The 6,458-nt window shown below is 66.9% G+C and carries 4 protein-coding genes; 1 reads left to right on the forward strand and 3 read right to left on the reverse strand.

The genetic code is table 11. The annotated features are described in order from the left end of the window. The coding region (locus VN047_RS10830; protein WP_325542542.1) for an asparagine synthase-related protein at positions 1-818 on the forward strand (818 nt) is incomplete at its 5' end. Between the two features lie 85 nt (positions 819-903). On the opposite strand, the gene VN047_RS10835 is transcribed toward VN047_RS10830, so the two are convergent. From VN047_RS10835 to VN047_RS10845, 3 genes are all read right to left on the reverse strand, one after another. Beyond that, on the reverse strand, positions 904-2,889 hold the full coding sequence (locus VN047_RS10835; protein ID WP_325542544.1) for an Atxe2 family lasso peptide isopeptidase: 1,986 nt from the start codon (positions 2,887-2,889) through the stop codon (positions 904-906). Then, on the reverse strand, positions 2,883-5,834 hold the full coding sequence (locus VN047_RS10840) for a TonB-dependent receptor (protein WP_325542546.1): 2,952 nt from the start codon (positions 5,832-5,834) through the stop codon (positions 2,883-2,885). The genes VN047_RS10835 and VN047_RS10840 overlap by 7 nt, the downstream gene beginning before the upstream one ends. Before the next feature lie 87 nt (positions 5,835-5,921). Next, a partial coding sequence (locus tag VN047_RS10845; protein ID WP_325542548.1) for a FecR family protein occupies positions 5,922-6,458 on the reverse strand: 537 nt, incomplete at its 5' end.

Here is a 6,458-nt window from a genome sequence, read left to right on the forward strand (position 1 = left end):
CGGGCGGCTTCGGGCTGGTCGCGCCGACCGACGCCGCCTTCCTCGCCTCGGCACGGGCCTTCGGCGCCGACGCCATTTTTTCGGGAACCGCAGGCGACGGTGCGTTCGGTTATCAAACCTCGATCGCCCCCGCGCTCGATGCGTTGCGCTACGCCGGGATCCGCGCCGCGCTGAGGGCCGCGGCCGACCAGGCGGAAATCATGGACGACAATATCTGGAACGCGCTGCGCCACGGGCTGCGGGCCTGGTTTCGCGGTATCAGGCTCTGGCCCGTCGACGATCTGCTCCTGTCGACCCGGTATGCCTCGGAGCGGCCCCGGCATCCGTGGCTGGCCGATGCCGGGCGCGTTCCTCCGGGGCAGAGGCGATACGGACTTGGCCTTCTCGCCATCCAGCCTTTCCTCGACGGTTATGAACGTGCGCGGCATGTGCCGAAGATTGCTCCTTTGCTCTCCCAGCCGTTGATCGAATTTGGGTTGGGTGTTCCGAGCTGGCAATGGGGCGAAGGGGGCGTGAACCGCGCCCTGGCGCGCGAAGCGTTTCGCGAAAATCTGCCTGAAATTGTGCTCACGCGTCGCAGCAAGGGACGTATCCTGTCGATGTTTCTGCCGGCGTTCGAGGCCAACCGGCAGCGTCTTTCCAGCTTTCTCCTCGACGGATGGCTTGCCGGATCGGGTATTCTCGACCTTGATGCCATCGACGCCCTCCTTGCAGGTCGAACGCAAGCCGATACCAGCGCCATGCTTCGAATCCTCGAATTTGCCGATATCGAGCGATGGGCCCGTTCGATCGCCGGATCGGACGCACACCGCCAATGAGGCGCGGTGCGGCCGACGGTGAGCAAGCCACATATGATGAGGCGAGCGAAGCCTGCTCGCGATGGAAGATTGCGGCTTTGATCGTTCAGGGCGCGGCGGCTTGCGCAGGCAGTCCCGCGCGCAGCGCGCGCCACCTCCTATATTGATCCACCTTGGAAGAACCGGGGTCTTCCTCGCCTTTCAGCCAGAAGCGATACCAGTCGAGATTTCGCTCATAGACGGCGCGCTTGTGGGCCGGCTGATATTTGATGTGAATTTCGTCGGCAAAGGCGAACAGCTCCGCGGGCTTGCCGGCGAGCCGGAGCTTCGTGTTGAGTTCGACGAGATTGCGGACCTCAGATTCGGGAAGCTGCATGAGGAGCGGCGTGTCGATCGCCTCGATGTCCGATACCGGCGCAATGACGCGCCAGCGCCCGGGATCGCTGTCGGGGTCGCCGGCCTTCCAGAACTTCCGGAAGATTTTGGCAAAGCCGCGATCGGGAAACGCGTTGGACCAATAATAGTGGGGCCCCGCCTGTCCCGACGCGATGGTGGCCGCGGCGAACCGTTTCGACTTCCGGATCGCCCAGAGCGCAACGCTCGAGCCGTGGCTCAGTCCTCCGATCCCGATCTTCGCCGGATCGATCCGCTCAGCGGCGATGAGACCGTCGACCGCCTCGCCGATCGCCGACAAGGCCATCTCATAGCTCGCTTCCATAGGCGCGTTCGCGGGCGGGCGCTGGCCGTTCATGCACAGCACCGCAATCCCGTGCTCGACCAGCGGCAGCATCGGAATTTCGTCGCCGACACCGCCCTTCAGGAACCCCGCGCAGCGATAATATTGAATCACAAGCGGTAGGGGCTCGCTTGCACCCGGCGGTGTGAGCAGAATGCCGTCATGACCATTCTCCCAGCGCAGCGGCGCCGCCACGGCGCGGATCCGGCTCCGCAGACCCGCATTGGGATCGGCAATGACTGTTCGCCGTCCGTCGGAAAAGGCGATCCGCACGAGGCGCGGCGGCTCCACCGGGCCGCTTGCGGCGCAGATCAGCGCCTCGCGCGCCGCCGTGCAGCGAGATTGCCAGATCGGCGCCCGCTCGGCGCCGTCCGTGGTAGCCAGGTAACGGGCCTTCGCGCCGCCGATGCGCCAGAGCCAGATCTTCTCGCGGGCGCCGACATCGGTTTCGAATAGGATCAGCATGTCGTGGCCCGGACGCTCGGCAATGGCGGCAAGCCTGGCCGACCGGCACGGCGCGGCACGGCAGGCGATGCGTCGCCCATCGGCCATTGTCACCATTAGCCGGGTGCCATTTTGCGCTCGCTCGATTGCGGCACGACCACCTTTCGCGAGATCGATCTCGCGACCCTGCAATGAAATGACAGGAACCGGTCGTGATCCGGGAGGGGCAGTGGCTTCGACACCGAGATCGACGGCCGTGTCCTTCCTCGGAGCGTCCCACAGGATGCGCGCGCGATCGAACCAGTTTCGGGTCCAGCGCTGGGCAATACGGCGCCCGTCCTCGATCTTGCCACCCGCCACGGCTTGTCCCAGGTCGACGCTGTCGTCGACCAGCACACCTTCGTCATAGGCCCGTTTTTCGGCGGCCGCGACTTCGGCGCGCGTCGCACTCGTCGTGTAACGCAGGGTGCGGCCATCCTCCGACAGCGAGAAGTCGAGGATATCGGCGGCATCGACGATCTCGCGAGCGGTGCCTCCATTTTCGCGCCAATGCCAGATCGCGACGATCCCGTCCCTGAGCGCCAGGAAGCGAAAGCCCCGCGAATCGGGATCCCAGAGGACCTTGGCTTCGGCAACCGAGCCGGCGCCGTCGTGGCGCACCGCTCCCGCATCCCCGGCATGCACTACCGCGTCGCCGCCGACATCGGCGACATACCAGTCGAGCTGCGTGTCGTTGGCGCGTACCGACGGGCGCGATATCCGATAGAGGACGCGCGTGCCGTCGGGGGACAGGCTCGGGCCCGTGATGTCGGCGACCTCGACGATATCGTGCGTCGTGATCGAAACGGGCGTGCCCGGCTCTCCCTCCGGGAGCGGCATCGCCGACGCGAGCATCGCGGCGGCGATTACCACCCGACCACCGCCTGCAGGGCGAAGCTGCGCCCGACGGCGCTCGCCTGCTCGGGATCATAGCCGATGTTGACGCCTGTCGAGCGGAATTGCGCATAGGGCGGGTCGCGGTCGAACAGATTGTTGACGCTGAAGACGAGGCGGAAGGACCGCTTGTCGGGGTCTCCGATGCGCGCGCCGAGCTGAAGGTCGACGGTCGTCCAGGGCCTGACTCTCTCGACCGGGGTCACGGTGAGGTTGCGGTAGCTGGCGACATGGCTGACGCCGATCCCGCCGTCGAACGCTCCGAGCGCGATGCCGGCACGCCCGCGAAGGCGTAGCTTGACGGGTGCGCCAAGCGTTCCGGTGACATTGTTGCGCGGCGCCGTGTCGGTGATCCGGTTGTCGATCGTGAACAGTCGCGAGCCGCCGAGCGAGAGGTTGATACGACCTCCGGCGAGCGCCTTGCTGTAACCAAGATCGAAATCGAGCCCGCGAACGGTCGAGCGCGACAGGTTGCGTGTGCGGGCATCGACGATCGCCACGACTTCGCCTTGGGTAATCCCGATCGGGTTCGAGAAGCTGGGGTTGGCGAACAGCGCCGCCACCAGCGCTGGATCGGGAGTATCGTCGATCAGGCCGGCATAGACATCACGATGTGTAAAAAATTGCTGGAGGAAGCTGTTCGCCGACGCGATCCGGTCGCGATACCGGATGTCGAAATAGGTGAGGCTGAACTTCGCGCCCGGCAGGAAGCGCGGTTCGAAATCGATGCCCGCGGTCCAGCTCGTCGCCTTTTCGGGCCCCAGATCGGGGCGGAAGCCGAGTAGCAGCAGCACCGAGGTCTGACCGGTCGGCGCGGCCGGATCGGTGATCCGGAAGGTCTGGTAACGCGCGTTCGCGGTTCCGACGAGTTCGTCGAAAAAGGGTGCGCGGAACGAGCGACCATAGGATGCGCGAAGCGCGAGGCCGGGAAGCGGCTCCCAGCGCGCGCCGAATTTCGGATTGGCGGTGTCGCCGACGTCCGAATAATCTTCATAGCGCGCCGAGGCCGAGACAGCGAGCGATCCGGGGAACGCCCCGTCGGCGTCGAAGACGGGGATGGCAAGCTCGCCGTAAATGGCTTTCACGATCCGCTTGTCGGGCAGGCCCGCGGCGCTGCGCTCCTGCGGCGTATCCGACACGATATCGATCGTCTCGCGATACCTCAGCCTGTCATCGCGCCATTCGGCGCCGAGCGCGAGCTTCACGTCGCCCGCGGGCAGCGCGAACAGCTTGCCGTCGGCCCGCAGGGCCGCGGTCCAGCTACGATAGCGCGTGCGCACCGCAAAGCTGCCGCGCAGGCTGTCGATCAGCGCGGGATCGTTGACCGCGCCGTCGCCGAACAGATTGATCGCCCGCGCCGGGTCGGGAGAGGCGATCGCGCGCGCCAGTTTGAGCAGATGCACGACATTGAGACTGTCATAGCCCTCGCGTTGCTGGCCGTGACCGCCCGACAATTCGATGGTCCAGCTTCCGACATCGGCGCGGACGCCGAGCGCGGTGTTGAGCGCCTTGACCGTGCCCCGGACCCCCTCGGGGCCGAAGTCGGCGACCGGGTCATAATAGACGGTTATGTTCCGGCCGGTACCGATCGGGTCGACATAATAGGGATTGGCCGGGCTCACGGTCTGCTGCGATACGCCGATGATCCGGCGGCGGGCTTCGAAGTCGCGCTCCGCGTATAGACCGCGCGCGAACAGGCTGATGTGATCGCCGAGCCGCTGTTCGCCGCTGGCGTAGAAGCTGGCGCTTTTCTGGTGCGGCAGGATGTCCACATTCCGACGGGCGTCGCCGCGCCGGAAGTCCGCGCTCGGGACGAGCTGTGCGGGCGTCAGCGCCGTGCCGTTCTGCCCGCGCGGAATGAGAAAGCGCCGACCGTCCGCCGCGACGATTGTGCCGGGATTGCTGAAACTGGATCGCAGGTCGGGGCCGCCGAAGGGTCGCAGATCCTCCGATGCGAAGCGGCGCTCCTCCGATCCGAGACTGCCGCGCTGATAATATTCGCCGGCGACGACGAGATGGCCTGTGTCCCACGCGGTGCCGGCGATCTGCCCGATCTGGATTTCGCCATAATCGCCGTCAGCCGTGCCGACGCGCAGTCGCGTCTCCGCACCCTCGAACCGGTTCCGGAAGCGGATGTTGACGACGCCCGCGACGGCGTCCGAACCATAGATAGCCGAGGCACCGTCGGTCAGGATTTCCAGCCGTTCGACCGCGAGCGAGGGCAGCATCGAAATATCGGCGAAGGCGCCGGACGCGCCGCTCAGCGCCGGGCGCGTCCCGTCGAGCAATGTCAGCGTCGACCCGGTGCCAAGTCCGCGCAGGTTGATGCCCGTGCCATATCCGATATTGCTCGCGGCATTGCCGCGCGCGCTTGTCCCGATATTGGCTTCCGCCGGCCCGCCCGAGAAATTCTGCGGGATCGTCTGGATGAAATCGGCAAGCGTCGCGCGGCCGCTGCGGTCGAGCGTCTCGCGGTCGATCGTCGCGACCGGAGACCCGACAGGCCCCGTGCCGCGAATGCGCGTGCCGGTGACGACGATCGCATCCGCGGTAGCCAGGTTAACCGCCTGCGCGGTCGCGCCTGTCGGTGCTCCCGCTGCCGCGATCGTGCCATCTCCCCGTTCGCGCAGGACGAGGGTTCCTTCGACGCGTTCGGCGATCAGCCCGGTGTCCGAAAGAAGGCGATCGAGCGCGGCGTCGGGCGCGAGGCGACCGCGTACCGCGGTGCCGCGTCGGCCGGCAAGCAGGCTCGACGCCGCGATCACATCGCGTCCCGAAACCCGTGAATATTCGCGCAGGGCGTCGTCGAGGCGCTGCGCCGCGATGTCATAATATGCGTCGCCGGTCTGCGCCTGCGCGCTCGGCGCCGCCATGGCGAAACCGCTCGCCGTCGCGAGCAAGGACGCCAGATATAGTCTTTTCATCAAACCCTCCCTTGCAGCCAAATTCTGGCTGTCTGGGTGGCTCGATGACGCGGGGAGTCTCAGCCCCCCGTTTTTCGCGGGCGGCTTTTACGGGCGCTTGAGAATGGGGCCCGCCGGTCCGATCTCGACCCCGAGGTCGAGGGCGGCGGCCAGCTTGCGCGCCAGCGCGTCGCTATCGCCGATCTCGAACCGCCCGCTCACCGGAATCGCCGCGAGCGCCGGGTCGGCGAGGGCGATCTTCTGCGCATTCACCCGGTTGGCGCGATCGACGATTTGGCCGAGGGGCAGATTGTCGGCCTCGAGCTTGTCCGCGGCGACCGGGTTTGTCATCGCGGGCGTGCGGCGCGGGCCTTCGGCCCCGACCTCGGCGCTTTCGCCGGGTGCGAGGCGGAGTGCGGGCCGGGATGCCGGGCGCGCGGCGACCTCGACCGAGCCCTTGAGCAAATGGATGCGCGGTGCGGCGCGGCGCATGTCGATCTCGAACACGGTTCCGAGCGCGGTCGTCACCGACGTCCCGGCGATGACGCGGAAGGGGCGGGCGCCATCATGCGCGACGGTGAAGCGGGCACGGCCGCCCGTCATGACCACGATCCGCTCGCTCGCGGTAAAGCGCGGCTCGATCCG

Source organism: Sphingopyxis sp. (assembly GCF_035565275.1).
Classification (GTDB): Bacteria; Pseudomonadota; Alphaproteobacteria; order Sphingomonadales; family Sphingomonadaceae; genus Sphingopyxis.